Source organism: Sphingopyxis sp. (assembly GCF_050916055.1).
In the GTDB taxonomy this organism is placed as follows: Bacteria; Pseudomonadota; Alphaproteobacteria; order Sphingomonadales; family Sphingomonadaceae; genus Sphingopyxis.
The window spans coordinates 2,156,200-2,173,703 of record NZ_CP051527.1 but is presented as its reverse complement, the minus strand read 5'-3'; the positions used below and the strand labels follow the sequence as shown (position 1 = coordinate 2,173,703).

The 17,504-nt window shown below is 66.1% G+C and carries 15 protein-coding genes, 1 tRNA gene and 1 pseudogene; 10 read left to right on the top strand and 7 right to left on the bottom strand.

Annotated elements, in window-relative coordinates; all coding sequences use genetic code 11:
* Positions 1-28: 28 nt before the first annotated feature.
* The 8 genes from HEQ22_RS10580 (at position 29) to HEQ22_RS10545 (ending at position 7,202) form a co-directional block, all read left to right on the top strand.
* Positions 29-1,225, top strand: a complete 1,197-nt coding sequence (locus tag HEQ22_RS10580; RefSeq protein ID WP_432767861.1) for a GNAT family N-acetyltransferase — start codon at positions 29-31, stop codon at positions 1,223-1,225.
* Positions 1,222-2,088, top strand: coding sequence for a cupin-like domain-containing protein (locus HEQ22_RS10575; protein WP_432767860.1), 867 nt, complete (start codon positions 1,222-1,224; stop codon positions 2,086-2,088). The genes HEQ22_RS10580 and HEQ22_RS10575 overlap by 4 nt, the downstream gene beginning before the upstream one ends.
* A gap of 94 nt (positions 2,089-2,182) precedes the next feature.
* A complete protein-coding gene (gene infA / locus HEQ22_RS10570; RefSeq protein WP_010162480.1) occupies positions 2,183-2,401 on the top strand; it encodes a translation initiation factor IF-1 in 219 nt (72 codons plus the stop codon).
* On the top strand, positions 2,398-3,000 hold the full coding sequence (locus HEQ22_RS10565; protein WP_432767859.1) for a Maf family protein: 603 nt from the start codon (positions 2,398-2,400) through the stop codon (positions 2,998-3,000). The genes infA and HEQ22_RS10565 overlap by 4 nt, the downstream gene beginning before the upstream one ends.
* Positions 2,993-3,985, top strand: coding sequence for a ribonuclease (locus HEQ22_RS10560; RefSeq protein ID WP_432767858.1), 993 nt, complete (start codon positions 2,993-2,995; stop codon positions 3,983-3,985). Before HEQ22_RS10565 ends, HEQ22_RS10560 begins: the two co-directional genes overlap by 8 nt.
* On the top strand, positions 3,975-4,157 hold the full coding sequence (locus HEQ22_RS10555; RefSeq protein WP_432767857.1) for a DNA gyrase inhibitor YacG: 183 nt from the start codon (positions 3,975-3,977) through the stop codon (positions 4,155-4,157). Before HEQ22_RS10560 ends, HEQ22_RS10555 begins: the two co-directional genes overlap by 11 nt.
* A 95-nt stretch (positions 4,158-4,252) precedes the next feature.
* Positions 4,253-4,328, top strand: a tRNA-Phe gene (locus HEQ22_RS10550).
* A 222-nt stretch (positions 4,329-4,550) separates the two neighbouring features.
* On the top strand, positions 4,551-7,202 hold the full coding sequence (locus HEQ22_RS10545) for a TonB-dependent receptor (RefSeq protein ID WP_432767856.1): 2,652 nt from the start codon (positions 4,551-4,553) through the stop codon (positions 7,200-7,202).
* Between the two features lie 112 nt (positions 7,203-7,314).
* Here HEQ22_RS10545 and HEQ22_RS10540 read toward each other — a convergent pair.
* Positions 7,315-10,285, bottom strand: a pseudogene (locus HEQ22_RS10540) (TonB-dependent receptor).
* A 445-nt stretch (positions 10,286-10,730) separates the two neighbouring features.
* Here HEQ22_RS10540 and folE point away from each other — a divergent pair.
* Positions 10,731-11,327 carry a GTP cyclohydrolase I FolE gene (folE, locus tag HEQ22_RS10535; protein ID WP_432767855.1) on the top strand — a complete coding sequence of 199 codons (597 nt, stop codon included), beginning with the start codon at positions 10,731-10,733 and terminating at the stop codon, positions 11,325-11,327.
* A 10-nt stretch (positions 11,328-11,337) separates the two neighbouring features.
* Here folE and HEQ22_RS10530 read toward each other — a convergent pair whose 3' ends face one another.
* The 6 genes from HEQ22_RS10530 to HEQ22_RS10505 all read right to left on the bottom strand — a co-directional run bounded on the left by HEQ22_RS10530 (position 11,338) and on the right by HEQ22_RS10505 (position 16,432).
* Positions 11,338-11,994 carry a Fe2+-dependent dioxygenase gene (locus HEQ22_RS10530; RefSeq protein ID WP_432767854.1) on the bottom strand — a complete coding sequence of 219 codons (657 nt, stop codon included), beginning with the start codon at positions 11,992-11,994 and terminating at the stop codon, positions 11,338-11,340.
* A 3-nt stretch (positions 11,995-11,997) separates the two neighbouring features.
* A complete protein-coding gene (locus HEQ22_RS10525) occupies positions 11,998-13,041 on the bottom strand; it encodes a hypothetical protein (RefSeq protein ID WP_432767853.1) in 1,044 nt (347 codons plus the stop codon).
* A gap of 354 nt (positions 13,042-13,395) precedes the next feature.
* Positions 13,396-14,025 carry a 50S ribosomal protein L9 gene (gene rplI, locus HEQ22_RS10520; RefSeq protein ID WP_432767852.1) on the bottom strand — a complete coding sequence of 210 codons (630 nt, stop codon included), beginning with the start codon at positions 14,023-14,025 and terminating at the stop codon, positions 13,396-13,398.
* A 14-nt stretch (positions 14,026-14,039) separates the two neighbouring features.
* Positions 14,040-14,264 (bottom strand): 30S ribosomal protein S18, encoded by a 225-nt coding sequence (gene rpsR, locus HEQ22_RS10515; protein WP_432767851.1) that lies wholly within the window; start codon positions 14,262-14,264, stop codon positions 14,040-14,042.
* 11 nt (positions 14,265-14,275) lie between these two features.
* The gene (gene rpsF / locus HEQ22_RS10510) at positions 14,276-14,653 is read right to left on the bottom strand and encodes a 30S ribosomal protein S6 (RefSeq protein ID WP_432770855.1); all 378 of its coding nucleotides are present in this window, start codon (positions 14,651-14,653) and stop codon (positions 14,276-14,278) included.
* Between the two features lie 399 nt (positions 14,654-15,052).
* Positions 15,053-16,432 (bottom strand): Mur ligase family protein, encoded by a 1,380-nt coding sequence (locus HEQ22_RS10505; RefSeq protein ID WP_432767850.1) that lies wholly within the window; start codon positions 16,430-16,432, stop codon positions 15,053-15,055.
* A 155-nt stretch (positions 16,433-16,587) separates the two neighbouring features.
* Between HEQ22_RS10505 and HEQ22_RS10500 the strand changes: the two genes are divergently transcribed.
* Positions 16,588-17,415 carry an LD-carboxypeptidase gene (locus tag HEQ22_RS10500; RefSeq protein WP_432767849.1) on the top strand — a complete coding sequence of 276 codons (828 nt, stop codon included), beginning with the start codon at positions 16,588-16,590 and terminating at the stop codon, positions 17,413-17,415.
* Positions 17,416-17,504 lie beyond the last annotated feature (89 nt).

The following is a 17,504-nucleotide window of genomic DNA, read 5'->3' as shown; positions in this document are numbered from 1 at the left end:
TTAACCCCTTGCTGCTAGCCTGCCCCCCATGACGGTCCATCCCGCCTTTCCGGTCGACGGCGCCCCGGTGCCGGCCGATGCCGCGCCGCTGGCGGTGCGCATCGTCGATCCGCTGGCGCTGTCGGACGAGCTCGCCGCGGCGTGGGATGCGCTGGCCGGGGATGCGAGCGAGCCCAACCCCTTTGTCGAGCGCTGGTGCCTGCAATCGGCGCTGCACCTGCTCGATCCCGAACGCCGCGCGCGGCTGGTGATGGTGCAGGCGGGCCGCGACGGGCCGGTCATCGGCGTGATGCCGCTCGCCCCCGCCGATCGTTACGGGCGGCTGCCGCTGCGCCACGTCACCGGCTGGGCGCACCCCAATCATTTCCTCGGCCTGCCGCTGGTCCGCGCGGGGTTCGAGACATTGTTCTGGTCGATCCTGCTCGGCTGGTGCGATGCGGCGCCGTGGGCGCGGACGCTCGTCCATGTGCCGCGGCTGACCGAGGATGGCCCGCTCCACCGGGCGCTGGCCAGCGTCGCGGCGGGGCGCGGCGGTGCGGCGGTGGCGGTGCACCGCGAGGCGCGCGCGCTGCTCGACAGCCGTTTGTCGGCCGAGGCCTATTGGGACGAAGCGGTGCGGCCGAAAAAGCGCAAGGAATTGCGCCGGCAGGCGAACCGGCTGGCCGAGCAGGGCGCGGTCAGCTTCCGCCGCTGGGCGGGCGGCGAGGCGGTCGAGCCGTGGATCGCCGCGTTTCTGGACCTCGAGGCGCGCGGGTGGAAGGGGCAGGCCGGATCGGCGCTCGCCAGCCACGGCGATACCGAAGCCTGGTTCCGGGCCATATTGGGCGCCGCCGCCGAGGCCGGCAAGCTCGACATGCGCGCGCTCTATCTGGACGATCGGCCGCTGGCGATGCTGATCAACTTCCTTTCGCCGCCCGGCGGCTTTTCGTTCAAGACCGCGTTCGACGAGGATTATGCGCGCTTCTCGCCCGGCGTGCTGCTGCAACAGGCGAACCTCGACCTGCTCGGCGACGCGCGCATCGACTGGGTCGACAGCTGCGCCGCGCCCGGCCACCCGATGATCGACAGCGTGTGGCGCGAGCGGCGGGCGCTGGTGTGGGTCAACGTCGCGCTGGCGGGCCGCGCCGACCGGTTGCGCTTCGACCTGCTGTCGCGCGTCGAACTTGCCTGGCGGCGCTGGAAAGGCGCCGCCCCTGCCGCCGCCGAAACACAGGACCCGACATGACGATGCACCAGCCGATCGCCGGCACCGTTTTCCCGCCGGACACTTTGGAAACGATGGCGGCGCTCTATCCGCGCGCCGCGGGCCTGCTGCACCACCGGCTGCCCGACCATCCGCTACTGTCGATCGAGGCCCTCGCGGCGCTCGCCGAAAGCCTGCCGGCGGCGCAGGTCGAATATAATCCGGGCGACGTGCCGATCGGGATCGCGCCCGAAGACCTGCCATCGAACGGCCTGACGATCGCCGAAACGATCCGCACGATCGACGTGAACCGCAGCTGGGCGGTGCTCAAGAATATCGAGAGCGACCCCGCCTATCGCGCGCTGCTGATGGACCTGCTCGGCGAGCTGCAACCGGTGGTCGAGCCGCGCACCGGCGCGATGCTGACGCCGCAAGGCTTTATCTTCGTGTCGTCGCCGGGGTCGATCACGCCGTTCCACTTCGATCCCGAACACAATATCCTGCTCCAGCTGCGCGGCACCAAGGTGATGCATGTGTGGCCGTCGGGCGACGAGCGTTTCGCGCACCGTCGCGAGCATGAACGCTATCACACCGGCGGGCATCGCAACCTGCCGTGGGACGATGGTTATCGCGGTGCCGCACAGCAGGTGCCGCTCGTCCCCGGCGACGCGGTGCTGATGCCGGTGATGGCGCCGCATTTCGTCGCCAATGGCGATGCGCCGTCGATCTCGCTATCGATCACCTGGCGCAGCGAATGGAGCTATCGCGAGTCCGAGGCGCATGCCGCCAATGCGTGGCTGCGGCGGCTGGGTCTCAACCCGGCGATGCCGCCGCGCTGGCCCGACCATGCGCGCGTCAAGACGGTCGGCTGGCGCATCGCGCGGCGGCTGCGGCTGGTGCATTGAACGCCCGCGAACGCGCCCATGACAGATTGCTTTCAATTGGCGCAATTTGGCGTTATGGGCGCGCATCCTTGAATATCGAGCCCATAGAGGACTGATGGCGAAAGAAGAACTTCTGGAAATGCGCGGCCAGGTGGTCGAACTGCTGCCCAACGCGATGTTTCGCGTCAAACTGGAAAACGACCACGAGATTCTGGGCCACACGGCCGGCAAGATGCGCAAGAACCGCATCCGCGTTCTCGTCGGCGACGAAGTGCTCGTCGAACTCACCCCCTATGACCTGACCAAGGGTCGGATCACCTATCGCTTCAAGTGAGCAGCGCGGCGAATCCTCCCGCGCCCGATCCGGCCCTCGTCCTCGCTTCGACTTCTCCGCGCCGGCGCGAGCTGCTGGCGCGCATCGGCATCACGCCGGCCCGCATCGCGGCCCCCGATATCGACGAGACGCCGGGCAAAGGCGAACTGCCGCGCGACTATGTGGCGCGGCTGGCCGAGGCCAAGGCGCTCGCGGTCGAGCGCGCGCCGCATGAGGTCGTGCTCGCCGGCGATACGACGGTCGCGGTCGGGCGCCGAATCCTCGAAAAACCCGCCGACGAGGCCGATCTGCGGCGGATGCTGGGGCTGCTGTCGGGGCGGCGGCACCATGTCTGGTCGGGCATCTGCGTGGTCGGCGCCGACGCCAGGCCGCGCGTCCGCGTCGCCGACACCGTCGTCGCTTTCAAGGTGCTGAGCGCCGCCGACATCGACTGGTATGTCGCGAGCGGCGAGGGGATGGGCAAGGCCGGCGGCTATGCGATCCAGGGGCGCGCCGAAACCTTTGTCCGCTTCCTGTCGGGCAGCCATTCGAACGTCGTCGGGCTGCCGCTGTTCGAGACGCGGGCGCTGCTGACCAGCGCGGGCATTGCGCTTGGCTGAGTGGCTTTACGAAGCCGGAATCGGCGAGGCGCGCGCCGCGCTGGTCGTCGATGGCGACATCGTCGAGGCCCGCATCGAACGCGACGGCGAAGCACCGCGCGTCGGCGCGATCATCGACGCGAAGCTGGTCGAGGTCGGCCCCGGCGGGAGGCGCGCGACGCTGGCGCTCGACCGCCCCGGCGCGCCGACCGTCACGGTCGCGCAGGTGCCGCCCGCGACGTCGCTCGGCGCGACGCTGCGCGTCGAGATCGAACGCATGGCACTGCGCGAACGCGGGCGCGACAAGCCGGCGCGGGCACGGCTCGCCGACGATGGCGCGGCGCTGTCCGACGGGCCCGACCTTAGCGCGCGCATCGCGGCAAGCGGCGTGCCGGTCACCATCTTGCGGCCGACCGATCCCGACCGGCTGGAGCAAGCCGGCTGGTCGGACGTGATCGATTGCGTGCGCCGCGGCCATTGGGATTTTGCCGGCGGCGCCCTGTGGGTCGATGCGACCCCGGCGATGCTGCTGATCGACATCGACGGCGAGGGCGACCCGCTGGCGATTGCCAGCGCCGGCGCGCGGGCGGCGGCGGCGGTCATTCGCCGCTGCGACATCGGCGGATCGATCGGCATCGATTTTCCCGCCGTACCCGACCGGGCGGGGCGGCAGGCGATCGATGCTTTGATCGATGCGGCGCTGCCACCGCCGTTCGAACGCACCGCGGTCAACGGCTTCGGGCTGATGCAGATCATCCGCCCGCGCCGCCGCGCGTCGCTCGTCGAACAGGTCCGCTTCGATCTCGCCCGGACCGATGCCGCGCTGCTGCTGCGCCAGGCCGAGCGGACGGTCGGGACGGGGCCGCTGACCCTGACCGCGCGGCCCGCGGTGATCGACCAGATCGCCGCGTATCCCGCTTGGGCCGAGCTGTTGCAGACGCGCACCGGCCGCATCGTGCGGCTGGCGCCGAACCCCGAATTAAAAGGAACGGGCCATGCCCAGTAAGCCCCCAAGCTGTCCCTTGTGCGGCAAACCGCGCGACAGCGAATTCAAGCCGTTCTGCAGCCGCGGCTGCCGCGACCGCGACCTGCTCGCATGGTTCGGCGAAGGCTATCGCGTCCCCGCTGAACAGGCGCCCGACGGCACCGCCGACACCGATCGTTTCGACGACGACTGACCGCGAAATCGCGCCGCACAAAGCCACTGGACAGGACGCAAGGCCCTGCCTATAGCCGCCGCTCGCCAGCGCGGTCGTCCGGCCGCAGCGGCCTTGCCCGGGTAGCTCAGTTGGTAGAGCATGCGATTGAAAATCGCAGTGTCGGCGGTTCGAACCCGTCCCCGGGCACCACTTTTCCGAGCTGAAATTTGCGGCGCCGCCCATGGTAAACCTGCGTTTTCCGTAGCGCAAACTGTTGCCTTTTAGTCACTAATGGCCGGAAAATCAGCTCGCTTCGTCGCATCGCGTTGACGCGGCGCGGCGCGATATTACAGCGGGCCGTTACCAGCGGGGCATCTCCCTTTTAGGCCACAGGGCCGCGCCGTCGCCGGTTTTGGAGAGAGAGACATCATCATGACTTTGCGCAACATCCTGTTGGGCGCCACCATGCTGTGCGCCACCGCCACCCCCGCTTTCGCCTATGCCCAGGACGCCGCCCCCGCCGACACGACCGACACCACCGACTATGGTAACGAGATCATCGTCACCGCGTCGAAGCGGTCGCAGACGTTGCAGGACACGCCGGTCGCCGTCTCGGTCACCTCGGCCGCTGATCTGGAAAACGCCCAGATCCGCGACCTGATCGACCTGCAGTCGTCGGTTCCCAGCTTGCGCGTGTCGCAGCTCCAGTCGAGCGCCAACACCAATTTCATCATCCGCGGCTTCGGCAACGGCGCCAACAACGCCGGCATCGAACCTTCGGTCGGCGTGTTCATCGACGGCGTCTATCGCTCGCGCTCGGCCGCCCAGATCGGCGATCTTCCCAATGTCGAGCGCATCGAAGTGCTGCGCGGTCCGCAATCGACCCTGTTCGGCAAGAATGCGTCGGCGGGCGTCATCAGCATCGTCACGCAAAAGCCGCAGTATGAATTCGGCGGCTCGCTCGAGGCGACCTACGGCAATTTCGACGCGATCACGGTCAAGGGCGATGTCACCGGTCCGATCGGCGACACCGTCGCCTTCTCGATCGGCGGCAGCTACAACCGCCGCGACGGTTATGCGCAGGACCTGAAGCTCGGCACCGACGTCAACGACCGCAACCGGTGGGGCGTGCGCGGCCAGCTGCTCTTTGAACCGACCGATGCGCTGTCGATCCGCCTGATCGGCGATTACGACAAGATCGACGAAAATTGCTGCATCGCCGGCAACGTCATCGCCGGTCCGACCATCGCGATCACCAACGCGCTCGCCGGCGGCCCCAGCGTCGATGCCAACAACCCGTTCTCGTACGACGTCTACAACAATTTCCTGTCGTCGAACGAGATCGAGAATTACGGCGGCTCGGCGCAGATCGATTATGATCTCGGCTCGATGGCGTTCACCTCGATCACCGCCTATCGTCAGGTGCGCGCGCTGACCAACCAGGATTCGGACTTCACCGGCGCCGACCTGATCGGTGAGAACAGCCAGGACCTGGGCATCGATACCTTCACCCAGGAAGTGCGCCTGACCTCCGACTTCGACGGTCCGCTCAACTTCCTGCTCGGCGGCTATTATTTCAACGAAAAGATCGACCAGGAAAACGACATCCGGTTCGGCACCCAGTTCCGGCCCTATGCCGACCAGCTGATCCGGGCATCGACCGGCAACGCGCTCAACGTCAATTCGCTCGAGGCGCTCCTCGGCTCGGCGAACGGCACCAACTATGCGGGCAGCTTCTTCCGCGCCGGTGACGGCCTCGACGAAGCCTATAAGCTGAAGGACGAAGCCTTCTCGATCTTCGGCACGGTCGATTTCGACGTCACCGACCGGCTGACGCTGACGCTGGGCGGCAACTATACCAAGGATCGCAAGCGCTTCTCGACCAACGTCATCAGCAGCGACGTCTTCTCCGGCGTCGATCTCGCCGGTTCGGGCGGGCGCGTGCTGGCGCAGCAGGCGATCGCGACGCAGGTCGGCGCGTTCATCGGCTTGCCGGCCGGGCAGCTTGCCGACGCGGCGCAGATCCAGGCTTTCGCGCAGGCGCAGCCTGCCGGGTTCGGCCAGATCGTCGCCGGCGCCAACCAGTTCGGTGCACTCAACGCCAATCTGACCACCGCACAGGCTGCGGCCGACACCAATCCGCTCACCGTCGGCAACCCGTTCCTGGCGCTGCGCCCGTTCCAGTTCCTGCCGCCGTTCCTCAACCTTCCCAACGCGGTCGAAGACGGCAAGACCAACGACAGCGACTTCTCGTACAGCGTCCGCGCCGCCTATGAGCTGACCGACACGGTCAACGTCTATGCGACCTATGCGACGGGCTTCAAGGCGAGCTCGGTCAACCTGTCGCGCGACAGCCGGCCGCTCGCGTCGGACCTGCCCGCGATCATTTCGGGCGGGCTGGGCGTTCCCAACCTCGGGACCGGATCGCGCTTCGCCGAACCCGAAGAATCGACCGTTTACGAGTTCGGGCTGAAGGGCCAGTGGTCGGTCGCCGCGCTGAACCTCGCGGTGTTCAAACAGTCGATCAAGGGCTTCCAGTCGAACGTCTTCACCGGCACCGGCTTCGCGCTCGCCAATGCCGGCAAGCAGTCGACCTTCGGCATCGAGTTCGACGGGTCGGTGCGGCCGGTCGACGGGCTGAACCTGACGCTGGCGGCGACCTATCTCGACGCCAAATACGACAGCTTCGTCAACTCGGCGTTCGGCGACATTTCGGGCACCACCCCCGCGGGCATCCCCGCGCTGGCGATGTCGATGGGCGCGACCTACACGCACGAGTTCGGTGGCGGCACCCGTGCCATCGCGCATGTCGATTACCAGTATGAAAGCCCGGTCCAGATCGTCGAAGGGCTGAGCGGCTTCGCCCCCGGCGTCGTCGAAGGTCTGAAGCGCGAGGTGAACCAGCTCAACGCATCTTTCACCCTGGCGCTGACCAACGGGCTGGAAGTCGGCGTGTGGGGCCGCAACCTCACCAACGCGCAGTACCTCACGACGATCTTCCCGGCGGTGGCGCAGGCCGGTAGCGTGTCGGGCTATCCCAGCCAGCCGCGCACCTATGGCGGCACCGTTCGCTTCAAATTCTGATCGGAGCGGCCGGAGCGGGCGACCGCTTCGGCTCCGCGATCGGCGGACAAAAGAAACCCCGGCCTCTCGATGGAGAGGCCGGGGCTTTTTTGTGGCTGGGTCGCCGGGTCGGTTAGAACTTCACGCCGGCCGCGATGCCATAGCGGCGCGGCTCGAGGGTGAAGATGTTGGTGTAGTTACCCGACGACTGGTCGGTGATGTACAGGCCGGTGACGCTGTTGGCGTCGAAGACATTCTGGATGAAGCCGCGCACATACCATTTTTCGTCGGCTCCGTTCAGCTGCAACTGGGCGTTGACCTGGGCATAGCCTTTGATCTTGTTGACGTTGCCGTTGAAGATGCTGCCAAAGCTTTCGCCGGTGTAGGCAAGGTCGAAACGCGGCACGAGGGTCATGTCGCTGTCGCCCAGCCGGGCGGTGTACTGGACGCCGGCGCTGAACTTGTAATTCGGCGCCTGCGGCAGCTGGTTGCCGCGCAGGTTCACCGGAATACCGGCCGAATATTGGAAGGTCTCGCCGTTGATCGTCGTCGAGGTTTCGATGCCGCCAAACGCCGGGTTGGCGCCCAGCGTGGGTGCCAGCGCCGCGATCACAGCGCAGACGCTATAGGCGCCGGTCGATGCGATGCCGCCTTCGGCGGGGAAGGGGGTCGTGCCCTGCAACCCGGCCCCAGCGGCCAGGCCCGGAATGGCGCCCGCGTTGATCAGCGCGTTGACCTGGTTCACATAGGCGTTGACCCCGGCGATGTTGCCCGACGACGACGCCACCGCGCAGTTCGCCGCATTGGTGATGTCCTTGATGATCACCGCATCGGCGCGGCCACCGCCGAAATCACGCGGGTTGCTGGTGTATTTGTCTTCGGTCACCTTGGTGTGCAGGTAGCTGAAGCCAAGGTTGATCACCCAGTCGGGATCGGGGCGCACGATGGCTTCGGCCTCGAAACCGTAGATGTCGGCGTCGACATTGTCGTTGACCGCGGTGCGGGCGACGATCTTGCTCAGCTGCAGCTTCTTGTACTTGTAATAGAAGGCGGTCAGGTTGAGCGTCAGCGCGCCGTTGCCGAAGCTGTTCTTCGACCCGATTTCGAACGCATCGACCTGCTCGGGCGCGAACGATTCGGGCACCGCGAAGATCGGCTGCAGCGGCGGGTTGATGCCGCCCGATTTGTAACCGCGCGAATAGGAGGCATAGAGCAGATTGTCGTCGGTGATCTTGTAATCGATCACTGCGCGGCCGGTCAATTCGTTGAACTTGACGCTGCGGGCCTGGATGATCTGGTTGCCCGGGGTACCCGGGTCGGCGTCGAAGCTGCCGACGAAGGGCGAATCGAACGCGGAACCGGTCTGGCCGAACGGCACCAGGAAGCTGGCCAGCGTCGAGCGTGCGAGCACGCTCTTCTTGTCGTTGTTGTAACGCAGGCCGGCGGTCAGTTTCAGGCGATCGTTGACCTCGAAATAGGCTTCGCCGAAAATGCCGTAGGATTTGACCTTCAGATCGTCGGTGTTGTTGCGGAAGAAGGGGGTGCCGAGGAACGACGGCGGCAGCCCGTTGCTCAGCGCGTTGAACCCACCGAGTACCCCAGTCAGATAGTCGATCGGGAAGGCGTTCACATAATAGCTGTTCTCGGTCAGGTGATAGTCGGCATAGATGCCGCCGAGCAGCGCGTTGAACGGCCCGTCGAAGTCGGTGGTCAGGATGCTTTCGACCGACCAGCTGCTGTTATACTGGTTCGACCGGTCGAACTGCAGCGATTCGGTGCTGCAGATGCTGTTGCCGCCATAGCTGCCGAAGCCGGTGTCATCGGCCTGCGAGGTGCAGAGCACGCCGTTCGGGCCGTTGGGGATGATCGCCGCCGCGACCGGCGCGAAATATGCCTGCAGCGCCGGACCGAGCAGGCCGTTTGCAGCCGCCTGCAAGGTATTGAGGCCGCCGGCGTAAAGCGCGCGGTTGCCGACATTGCTGTTGTAATCCTGCAAGGCTTCCAGCTTGACCTTTTGATACTGGCCCGAAATCTGCAGCGACACCGGCCCGAAATTGTGGTCGATTTCACCCTGCAGCGTCAGTTCGCTGGTAAAATAGGACGGCGTGAAGGCGGTGTTCACGGTGCGCGGATCGGCGGGCACTGTCGTGTTGGCATAAACGTCGGGACCATAGAGGCTGCCGAGCGCGAAGGCGGCGGGAATGCCTTGGGTCGCGAGGAACTCGCGCGACGTCAGCGCGGCGGTGAAGGTCGAATTGCCGTTGAAGGGCGAATTGTCGAGCCGGGTGTTCAGACAGCCGAGGATGCCGGTCGGGTCGCGCTGGCAGCGCTGTTTCTGGATGCGGGTGCGCTGGTCCTTTTCGCGGAAATAGGATCCGAGCAAGGTCACCGTGGTGTCGGGCGACGGCTCCCAGCTCAACGTGCCGCGCACCGAGTAAAGGTCGCGGTCGTCGATGCGGGTGCCAAGGAAGGCGTTTTTGGTGTAACCGTCGCATGCCCGCGACGCGCAGGCCCAGCGTGTCGCCGATGGGAATATTCACCATCGCCTTGGCCTTCATCGAATCGAAATTGCCATATTCGCCTTCGGCGGCGGCTTCGAAGACGCCCAGCTTCGGCTTGGCGGTGATGACGTTGACCACGCCCGAGGTCGCGTTGCGCCCGAACAATGTGCCCTGCGGCCCGCGCAGCACTTCGACGCGTTCGAGGTCGAAGAATTCGGTTTCGAACAGCCGGGTAGAAAACAGCGGGTCGCCGTTCAGGTGGATCGCGGTCGCGCTGTCGCAGGTGGTGCCGACGCAAAGGTCGCCGATGCCGCGAATGGTAAAGCTGGCGCCGGTGAAGTTGGTCTTGGTGAAGGTGACGTTCGGCAGGGTCAGCTGCAGATCCGACGGGGTCTTGATCTGCTGCGCTTCCAGCGCTTCGGCCGAAAAGGCGCTGACCGCGATCGGCACGTCCTGCAGGCGTTCGGACTGGCGCTGCGCGGTGACGACGATTTCGCCGCCAAAGGCGTCGCGTTCCGTTTCTTCCGCCGCATCCTGCGCAAACGCGGGGGTCGCCACCGCCATCGCCAGGATCGAGGTGCCGATCAGTGCCTTGAACTTCATATAAAGCCTCCCTTTTTCAATCCGTATTTACGGATTGCCCAATTGCATCGCCCAATCGGGAGGGGACAAATTTCCAGTCAGAGCTATAGGCGCCGGATCCAGTCGATCCGGCGTGAGCGCAAGCGCAAACGCGATAGCGTATAGCCAGCTATGCTGGTCATCATCCTCTCCCACCGGCATCCGGGGAAAGACGCCGGCTCTCCGATCACGACCTGCTTCGGCAGGTTCTGTAATACGATAAAACTGCGCTTAGTTGACGAAAGCGTCAAGTGGCTTGTGCGGGAGCGCGATAAGGAAATTTTATTGCGTTTGGCACGACGGTAAAAATGCCGGTTTCCGCAACGTAAACTTGTTTTCGGCCATGAAAATCTTCTGCCGCCGGGCTTGCGTAACGGCGCAATGACGCCGAAATGTGCGACATCCATGCAACAGTGAAGGCGGCGCGATGACGAATGTGGAAGTGGGACCCGACGGCAAAGCGGTGGTGCCGGACGAGGTCCTGGACGCGGTGCGCACGCTGATCAACTGGGCCGGCGACGACCCCTCGCGCGAGGGGCTGCTCGACACCCCGAAACGCGTCGCGCGCGCCTGGCTCGAATATTGTTCGGGCTATGCCGACGATCCGGCAATCCACCTCCAGCGTACCTTCGAAGAGGTCGGCGGCTATGACGAGCTCGTACTGCTCAAAGACATTCCGTTCCAGTCGCACTGCGAACATCATATGGCGCCGATCACCGGCAAGGCGTCGATCGCGTATATGCCCAAGGCGCGCGTCGTCGGCATTTCGAAGCTGGCGCGGGTGCTCAACGGCTATGCGCGGCGGTTGCAGGTGCAGGAACGGCTGACCGCCGAGGTCGCCAAATGCATCTGGGACAATCTCCAGCCGCACGGCGTCGCGGTGGTCATCGACGCCCAGCACGGCTGCATGACCGGACGCGGCGTGCGCACCCCCGGCGTCGGCATGGTGACCAGCCGCCTGCTCGGCTGTTTCCTCGACGACCAGCGCAGCCGCAAGGAAGTGCTGAGCCTGATGGGCTATTGATCCTCGTCGGTCAGCGCCGCCACATCCGCAGCAGCTGATATTGCACCGCCTGCAACCGGGTGTAATTCTCCGGGTCCATCTTCGTGCCCTCGAGCGCCGCAACCTCGTTGAGCTCATAGATTAGGCCCCGGTGCGCCACGTCGGGGATCAGGCTCTGGATGAAGGTGATCGCGACCAGCCGCTCGCCGCGCGTCACCGGCTCGACTTCGTGTAGCGTGTGCGAGGGGTAGACGATCGCGACCCCCGGCGCTTCCTTGAAGCGCAGGTCGGCATTGCCCAGCCGCACATGCAGCGCGCCGCCGTCATAATCGGCGGGGTCGGTCAGGAAGACGGTGCAGCTGACGTCGGTGCGCAGCTGACCGTCGGGCAGCGGGATATAAGCGGCATCGGGATGCAGCCCGTAATGCATTCCCGGCGTGTAGCGCGTCAGCAGCGGCGGCGCGATGCGCGCCGGAAAGGCAAACTCCATGAATTCGGGGCTGCGCACCATCGCGTCGAGCAGGATCTTCGACGATCGTTCATAGGCCCCGGCGTCGTGAAGCTGGAGGTTGTTCTTGATCTTCGAATGCGGGTTGCTGATCTTGCCGTCGACGAACTGGCCGCTCGCGGCAATATCGCGCAGCGCACGGACCTCGTTGGCGTCGAGCAGCGGGACGAGCTTGAACATCTTCTATTCCTGGGCGCCGTGGATCGGCAGGGTGGCGAGTGTCTTATAGCGTGCGGCGAGCGCTTCAACCCATGCGATCGCTTGCACGATGGACGGGGCGTGGTCGGTCGCCGCCTGCGCCTGCAACTGACGGCGCAGGTCGGCGCTGTAGCCATGTTCGGGCGCCTTGGCATATTGGCGCATGATCGGCCCGGCGAGCGCCGCCTCGACCCGCGCCGCGTCGCGGGTCAGCCCCAGGTGCCGCGCCTGCGCGACCAGCGCCGCGGCGGGATCCGCCAGCATCGCCTCGAAATCTACCCACAGGTGGCGGGGGTCGGCGGCGGGCAGGGTGCGCTGCGCCGTCGCCATTTCGCACAGCCAGCTCATCGCCACGCGCGTCACCGGCGGCAATTGCCACAGCTGGGGCGCGAAATCGGGCAGCAGCGCCGCGAGCCGCGCCATCCGCGCCGGCGCCTGCGCGATCGTTTCGGCGAACGACGCCTCGCCCGCCAGGATCGTTTCGAGATAGCGCGGCAGCGGGACATAAAGGAACAGCGTCGGACCGCCGTCGTCGGTCAGATCGTCGGCGATCGCGGTGATGACGCTCGACGCCTTGACCATCGCGCGCTGGCCCGGCTGGAACCCGCGCCCCAGCCAGCCGAGCATCTGCCCCAGCCGCGCGCGATAGCGGTCGGCCGACCACACCGACTCGGGCCGGTCGATGCGCTCGGCGAGTTGCGCAAAGCTGCGCAGCAGCATCGGTTCGCGCAGCGGCAGCACGTCGCCCGTCTCGGCCAGCAGGCGCGAGACGAGGGTCGAGCCGACATGGCCGATATGAAATATAAAACGCGGCCGTGGCGCCGCGCCGCCCAGATCGGGCAACGCCTCCCACGCCATCCACTCGCGCGCGATGCGGTCGGTCAGCAGCCGCTGGTCGAGGAAGCTGGCGGCGCGATAATCGCTCTCGGTCAGCCGCGCGACGAGGACACGATCCTTCGCCAGATCGGCCATCTGCGGCAGCAGGCCGGCATCGGCGGCAAAGCGGGACGGGAACGCGGTATCGGCCATCGGTGCTGCCATAGGAAAGGCGGGGCGGGTTGGCCAGTGGCGGGATTGGGTGGGGGCGCTCGTTGCGGGTCCTCCCCGGAACGGGGAGGGGGACCAGCGAAGCTGGTGGAGGGGTACGCGGTGTAGAGCGAGGCGGACGCGGGCCTGTGCCCCTCCACCACCCTGCGGCCTCGCGGGAAGCAACGCGCCCCGCGCGCTCCTTTGCTCCGCTCGCTCCCCCTCCCCCTCCCCCGTTGGGGAGGATCGCTTGAGGTCACCGCACGCCCCGCAAAAGCCGCACACCCCGCAAAAGAAAGGGGCCGCGTCTCCCGATGGAAACGCGGCCCCGTTCAAAAGGCTTCGGCCGGAAAAAGCTCAGGCTTCTTCGGCGTCGTCCGCAGTGGTTTCGTCGGCAGGCGCGGCGTCCGAAGGGGGCGTGCCTTCTTCGAACTCGTCTTCGCTGTCGGGCTCCAGCGCCGTGGCGGCGGCCTCGGCCTGTTCTTCCTCGAACATCGCGGCGATGACGTCGATGCCCTGCTTCTGCATCTCGGCTTCATCGGGCGAGCGGGCGACGTTGACGCCGACCGACACGATGACTTCGGGGTGCAGCTTGACCTTGACGTCGACCAGGCCGAGCGCCTTGATCGGGCGTTCGAGTTCGACCATCGACTTGCCGAGGCCGGTGACGCCGTCTTCGGCCAGCGCGTCGACGATGTCGCGCACCGACACCGAACCGTAAAGCTGGCCGGTGTTCGACGCCTGGCGGATCAGGACGATCTGCTTGCCGTCGATATCCTTGGCACGGCCTTCGGCCTCGCCGCGACGTTCGGCGTTATCGGCCTCGATCTTTTCGCGGTTGGCTTCGAACAGCTTGCGGTTGGTGTCGTTCGCGCGCAGCGCCTTGTTGTTGGGCAACAGATAGTTGCGGGCAAAGCCGTTCTTGACGTTGACGACATCGCCGATGCCGCCGAGTTTCTCGATGCGTTCGAGCAGGATGATTTCCATCGGACCAGCCCTCCTTACTTCACAACATAGGGGAGCAGGCCGATGTGGCGCGAGCGTTTGATCGCTTTCGCCAGCTCACGCTGCTTTTTGGCGGACACCGCGGTGATCCGCGACGGGACGATCTTGCCACGCTCCGACAGGTAACCCTGGAGCAGGCGAACGTCCTTGTAATCGATGACCGGTGCGTCCTTCGCAGTGAAGGGGCAGGTCTTGCGGCGGCGGAAAAAGGGTCGTGCCATGGTCGTTATCCTTATTCTTCGCCGTCGCGGTCACGACCGCCACGTTCGCCGCGGCCGCCCCGACGTTCTTGTTTGCGCATCATCACCGACGGGCCCTTTTCGAGCTCGTCGACCTTGATCGTCATCCAGCGGATGATGTCTTCGCTGATCGCGGCCTGACGCTCGATCTCTGCGATCGCTTCGCCCGACACTTCGGCCGACAGCATCACATAATGACCCTTGCGGTTCTTCTGAATCTTGTAGGCGAGCTGCTTGAGGCCCCAGGTTTCGGTCTTGTGAACCTGGCCCTTATACTCGCCGATGACGTTGGTGACGGTTTCCGCCAGCGCGTCGACCTGAGCCTGGCTCAGGTCCTGACGCGCAATAAAAACATGCTCGTAGAACGGCATGATGCGCTTCCTTCGATTTGGCCGATCGCTGACCTGCGCCAATCGCAGGCCCCTCCGGCTGTCGTCTCGCCTTGCGAATCGGTGCAAAGCAAACGGGGCGACGGCCTAAGAGCCTCGCCCCGAATGGACGCGCCTATACAGATTTCGGCGGCGGAAGCAAGGGCAGGGGAAGGGGCTAGTCGCGCAGAGGACGCAGAGACCACAAAGAAGAATCACTTGTTCACGCGGAGAAGCGGAGACGCGGAGAGAATGCGCTTGCCGCAAAGCGGTCTCTTTCCTGCGACGCCAAACGGCAGGGCGGCAGCGGAAGGAAAAAAGAGCCTTTCGGCTCGACCATCTCCGCGTCTCCGCGTGAACCCTGTTCCTCTGCGATCTCTGCGTCCTCTGCGCGCCAAATATTCAGCCAAGCTTCCCCAGCAATTCGTACCCGAACTCGGTCAGCGTGTCGTCGCGTGCACCCAAGATCAGGATGCGGTCGCCTGCTTTCGCTTCATCGAGCATCGCGGCGCCGCAATGGGCGCGGGTAGTCAGATGCACCGCATCGCCGCCGCCAGCTTGCGTTTCGGCGACCAGTGCTTCGCTGCCGATGCTGCGGTCGACGGTGCCGCCGAAATAGACCGGGGCGCAGACGAACAGCTTGTCGCCGTCGCGCATCCCCGCGGCAAAGCTCGCGGCGAGTTCCTTGCCCATCTGGCGCAGCGGGCCATAGCCGTGCGGCTGGAAAAAGATCAGCGCGCGGCCGGGCAGTTCGGCGACGGCCGCCAGCGTCGCGGCGACCTTGTCGGGGTTGTGCGCGAAATCGTCGATCACGGTGACGCCGCCGGCCTGCCCCAAGATTTCGTAGCGCCGGGCGAGCCCGGTGAAGCCGGCGAGCGCCGCGACCGAGTCCGCCACCGAAATGCTCACCGCGCGCGCGGCGGCGATCGCGGCGAGCGCGTTGGCGGCATTGTGCCGACCGGGCATCCGCAGCCGCACATCGTGCCGGCCGCCGGCGAAGCTGACCGAAAAGCGGCACCCGTCGGGCAGCGCTTCAAAGTCGCTGCCGCGCATCGCCGCGCCGTCGCCGAAGCCGAAGCGCAGATTGTTGTCGGCGTTGAACAGCGGGACGGATTCGGGATCGTCGGCGTTGACCACCGCAACCCGCGCCTTGCCGACAAAATCGCCGAACAGCGCGTGAAGCTCGGCCAGGCTCTTGTGATCGAGGCTGATGTTGGTGACGACCGCAACGTCGGGCCGGTACAGCGCGATCGAACCGTCGCTTTCGTCGACTTCGCTGACATAGGTGGCGGCGTCACCCACCAGCGCGCTGGCGAAGGGCGCCTCTGGGCCAGCAAAATTGCGCATCACCGCGCCGTTCATCACCGTCGGGTTGCGCCCGACGCTGGCCAGGATCCAGCCGATCATGGCGGTGACGGTCGACTTGCCGCTCGTCCCGCCGACGCCGATCGCATGGGCGGCGTCGTTGAACAGCGCGGCGTTCAGCTCGGCGCGGGTGATCCGCGGCAGGCCCAGGGCACTGGCGGCGGCGACGTCGGGCACGCTGTCCTCGACCGCTGCCGAGGCGACGAGGGTCTGGCCGGCCTTCGGCCCGCTGCCGTCCTGCGGGAAAAATTCGACCCCCTCGCGGGCGAGCCACGCGAATTTTTCGGGCGAGCGGCCCTGGTCGCGGCTGCGATCGGACCCCGCAACGCTGGCGCCGCGCGCCGCGACGATCGTCGCCAGCGGCAACATCCCCGACCCGCCGATGCCGCAGAAGAAATAGGATTTGTTTTCCGACATGACGGCGCGATATGGCGTTGGCGGAGGGTTTGCAACATCGGGCGACATTCCCTCTCCCGTTCGCATCGAGCGAAGTCGAGATGCCCCTCGGCTTGGCGCTGGCCTTCGGGATGTCTCGACTTCGCTCGACACGAACGGAATATAGAACCCGCCCCATGCGTATCGGTATCGTCGCCCCCGCCACCCGCATCCTGCCCGACGACGCCGAGGCGGTGCGCGCGCTGGCGCGGCTCGGCTATCCCGATGTCGAGCTGGTGTTCGACCCGCAATGCTTTGCCACCCACGGCCATTTCGCCGGCGAGGACGGCCATCGCTGCGCGGCGCTGGTCGAGATGGCGAACCGCCCCGACATCGACGCGGTGTGGTTCGCGCGCGGCGGCTATGGCGCCTGCCGCATCGCCGAGGATGCGGTCGCGGCGATGACCGACGCGGCGCGCGGCAAGGCGTATCTCGGCTATTCGGACCTCGGCAATCTGCTCGGCGCGCTCTATCGCGATGGCTTCGACCATGTCGCGCACGGCCCGATGGTCGCCGACATCCGGCGCGAGGGCGGCGATGTGGCGGTGCTGCGCGCGCTCGACTGGCTGGTCGCGCGCGATCCCGCGGCGTGCGAGCCGGGGTTGCAGCATGGCGCGCGCCATGCGGCGTTCAACCTGATGACGCTGTCGATGCTGCTCGGGACCCCGCTCGAACCCGACCTTTCGGGCCATGTCCTGATCGTCGAGGAGGTCAGCGAATATCTCTATGCCTTCGACCGCGCGCTGTTTCATGTGACGAGCTATCTCGCGCCGCGCGGGCTGGCCGGGCTGCGGCTCGGACGGGTCAGCGACATTCTCGAAAACGAACGGCCGTTCGGGATGGAGGTCGAAGCGATGGCGCGGGGCTGGTGCGCGCGCACCGGCATCGCGTGGCTGGGCCGCGCCGACATCGGTCATGATGTGGCGAACAAGGTCGTCCCCTTCGGCTTGCATCGCGCCGGGTGAGGGAATAGGCGCTTTGCCTTTCCGTCATCCCGGCGCAAGCCGGGATCGCTGGAGGGACAACGCAACCGATCCCAGCCTGCGCTGGGATG